Raw genomic sequence first — 2,994 nt, 5'->3', positions numbered from 1 at the left:
TTGGGGGCCAGTTCAGTTTTCAGACGACCTTTTTACGCTATTTATTGCGCCTTCAATCGGTTCAACAACGTTTTGACCGTACCGCCGTAATACGCGCTCGAAGTACAGTACACCGTTTCCAAACCGCATTGCCCTTGCGAACCGTATTTCTTGATGCACTGATTCAGCGCAACCTGATGCACGCTCTTAAAGCGCGGCGAAGTAATCACAACCGCATTGTTCGTCGTCAGCTTACCTTCCGATTTCGGGTATGCGACGGCGATGCAGGTGTTATGAAGCGGAACAACGGATTTACAGCCTGTCGCCTCGCCGTTTTGCACGCCCGAAAGCGTGTCCTGCCCGCGGCAAAACGCTTCCAGCTCCGCATTTGCCTCGATTTGCGACATATTTTCTTTAGTCGTTTTAATCAGCAGCGCATCATTGCCGTCTTGCGGGTTCTGCCACATGGCGAGATAACCATAAGTATCCGCTGCATTTGCGCCTGCTGACAAAATGGTGGCGATAAGTGCCGTTACAATTTTTTTCATTATTGATTCCAAATGCTTATGTCGTTATGTTTGACTGTCGTCATTATAAAGCAAAGCCCGTTGCGAATATATGCCCTCATCACTTTTCGTTTTAAAGACCTGATCAAGGGGTCGTCTGAAACGGCTTACTCTTGCGGCTGCTTTCTGTGTTTCACACATTCTTCGGCATATTGCTCGCCCCAGCGGTGCATCGCCTCGATGACGGGCATCAATGTCTGTCCGAACGCGGTCAGCGAATACTCCACTTTCGGCGGCACCTGCGGATACACTTCGCGATGGACAATACCGTCGTTCTCCAACTCGCGCAGCTGCAACGTCAACATCCGCTGGGTAACGCCCGCCAACAGACGCTGCAACTCGTTGAATCGTCGGGTTTGCCCGTGTAAATAATATAAAATCAACACCTTCCACTTGCCGCCGATAATATCCAAAGTATTAACGACCGGACAGCAGGCGCCGTGTGTTGGTTCTGTTTCCGCCATTATTGACCTCCGAATGACAGTATAAAAATTGTGCGTACTTGCGAATAAGTTTGTACCCCATATAATACATGCAACAAAGTATGGCAACCACGACATTATTGATTTCATTTTATAGTGGAATTAACATAAATCAGGACAAGGCGACGAAGCCGCAGACAGTACAGATAGTACGGCAAGGCGAGGCAACGCCGTGCTGATTTAAAGTTAATCCACTACACAAAGGTCGTCTGAAAAGGTTTCAGATGACCCCACAAGAAGGAACCTCATCATGCGCAACGTCAAACAAATCTACCGTGCAACCAGCCAACACTGGGTCGGCGACGGATTCCTCGTCCAACCCCTGTTCTCTCACATGGGCGACGACCGCGGCACCAACCCTTTCCTGATGCTCGACTACGCCGCACCCTATGAATTCTCCCCCAACGAAGCCCGCAGCCCGCGCGGTGTCGGGCAACACCCGCACAAAGGCTTTGAAACCGTTACCATCGCCTACCACGGCGAAGTGGCACACCGCGACTCCAGCGGCGGAGGCGGCATCATTTACGAAGGCGACGTACAATGGATGACCGCAGGTTCGGGCATCATCCATGAAGAATTCCACTCCGAAAACTTCAGCAAACAAGGCGGACTGTTTGAAATGGTCCAACTTTGGGTCAACCTGCCCGCCAAAGACAAAAACACGCCACCGCGCTATCAGCATCTCGCCAAAGCCGGTATCCCCGTGGTTGAGTTCCCTGACGAGGCAGGCCGCCTACGACTGATTGCCGGAGAATATAAAGGCGTAAAAGGCGCAGCCGATACCTTCACCGAAATGAACGTCTGGGACATCGTTTTGAATGCCGGTAAAAAAGCCGTATTGGAAATACCTGAAACCCACAACCTGTCTATGGTCGTCCTGAGGGGCAAGGTTACTCTAAACGGCAAAGAGCAGGCGGGCGCAGGACAATTGGTCGGCTTTGAGAAAAGCGGCGGCAACGTACACATAGAAGCCGACAGCGAAGAAGTCAAAATCCTTTTGCTCTCCGGCGTCCCGATTGACGAACCCGTCGTCGGCTATGGTCCGTTTGTGATGAATACTACCGAAGAAATCCGCCAAGCCATCAGCGATTTCAAAAGCGGCAAATTCGGCAGCATTGATTGAGCCTCTGCGCCGAAACAAAATAGGCTGTATCTCACAGACAGGCTTCTCATGCTGAAAACGGATATCACGCGTTTCATTATAGTGGATTAAATTTAAATCAGGACAAGGAGAGGTAACGCTGTACTGGTTTAAAGTTAATCCACTATAAAAGCCAATAGACAATGGTTTCGGCTATACTGTCGGCTGTCGCGGCGTTGGCCTATTTTGCTCTGCGCAATCTTCGAGCCGTCGCCCGATACCGATAACCGATTCATTTCGCTCTATTTATTTTCCGTCAACCCCGAAAAGGAAATCCCTATGGCTCAAATTACCTTCCACGACAACCCTGTCCATACTTCCGGCGACCTGCCCGCTGTCGGTCAAACCGCGCCTGCATTCAGCCTGACCGCTGCCGACCTGTCCGACAAAACTTTGGCGGATTTTGCGGGCAAACGCAAAGTATTGAACATTTTCCCAAGCGTCGACACCGGCGTGTGCGCCCAATCCGTGCGTACGTTTAACCAACGCGCGTCTTCTTTGGACAACGCGGTCGTACTGTGCATTTCAGCCGACCTGCCGTTTGCCCAAGCGCGCTTCTGCGGCGCGGAAGGTTTGGACAATGTTGTGAACCTGTCTACGTTCCGCAGCAGCTTTGCCGCTGATTACGGCGTCGCCCTGACCGACAGCCCGTTGCGCGGACTGACTGCGCGCGCCGTTGTGGTTTTGGACGAAAACGACAAAGTCCTGCACAGCGAACTGGTTGCCGAAATTGCCAACGAGCCTGATTACGACGCGGCTTTGGCTGTTTTGTAAATAAGGGTTTTAAAGCTGAAAAAGGTCGTCTGAAAAGTTTCAGACGACCTTT

General features: G+C 51.3%; 4 protein-coding genes. 2 read left to right on the top strand and 2 right to left on the bottom strand.

Going from position 1 to position 2,994, the window contains the following annotated elements; all coding sequences use genetic code 11:
• Positions 1-41: 41 nt before the first annotated feature.
• Both HMPREF3277_RS06020 and HMPREF3277_RS06015 read right to left on the bottom strand, forming a co-directional pair.
• Positions 42-527 (bottom strand): DUF4189 domain-containing protein, encoded by a 486-nt coding sequence (locus HMPREF3277_RS06020; RefSeq protein WP_003764760.1) that lies wholly within the window; start codon positions 525-527, stop codon positions 42-44.
• A 125-nt stretch (positions 528-652) separates the two neighbouring features.
• On the bottom strand, positions 653-1,009 hold the full coding sequence (locus HMPREF3277_RS06015; protein ID WP_070870356.1) for a winged helix-turn-helix transcriptional regulator: 357 nt from the start codon (positions 1,007-1,009) through the stop codon (positions 653-655).
• Between the two features lie 268 nt (positions 1,010-1,277).
• Here HMPREF3277_RS06015 and HMPREF3277_RS06010 point away from each other — a divergent pair, with 268 nt between their 5' ends.
• Together HMPREF3277_RS06010 and tpx are read left to right on the top strand one after the other, a co-directional pair.
• Positions 1,278-2,150, top strand: coding sequence for a pirin family protein (locus HMPREF3277_RS06010; protein WP_070870355.1), 873 nt, complete (start codon positions 1,278-1,280; stop codon positions 2,148-2,150).
• Between the two features lie 297 nt (positions 2,151-2,447).
• Positions 2,448-2,942, top strand: coding sequence for a thiol peroxidase (gene tpx, locus HMPREF3277_RS06005; protein ID WP_003760119.1), 495 nt, complete (start codon positions 2,448-2,450; stop codon positions 2,940-2,942).
• Positions 2,943-2,994: the final 52 nt, after the last annotated feature.

This window comes from Neisseria sp. HMSC70E02, from assembly GCF_001838645.1.
Lineage (GTDB): Bacteria > Pseudomonadota > Gammaproteobacteria > Burkholderiales > Neisseriaceae > Neisseria > Neisseria macacae.
This window is presented reverse-complemented; position numbering and strand designations above follow the sequence as displayed.

Bases quoted from the DNA above. Each gene is read 5' to 3' on its own strand.
- tpx (WP_003760119.1), top strand. From the start codon at position 2,448: ATGGCTCAAATTACCTTCCACGACAACCCTGTCCATACTTCCGGCGAC.
- HMPREF3277_RS06020 (WP_003764760.1), bottom strand. From the start codon at position 527: ATGAAAAAAATTGTAACGGCACTTATCGCCACCATTTTGTCAGCAGGC.
- HMPREF3277_RS06010 (WP_070870355.1), top strand. From the start codon at position 1,278: ATGCGCAACGTCAAACAAATCTACCGTGCAACCAGCCAACACTGGGTC.
- HMPREF3277_RS06015 (WP_070870356.1), bottom strand. From the start codon at position 1,009: ATGGCGGAAACAGAACCAACACACGGCGCCTGCTGTCCGGTCGTTAAT.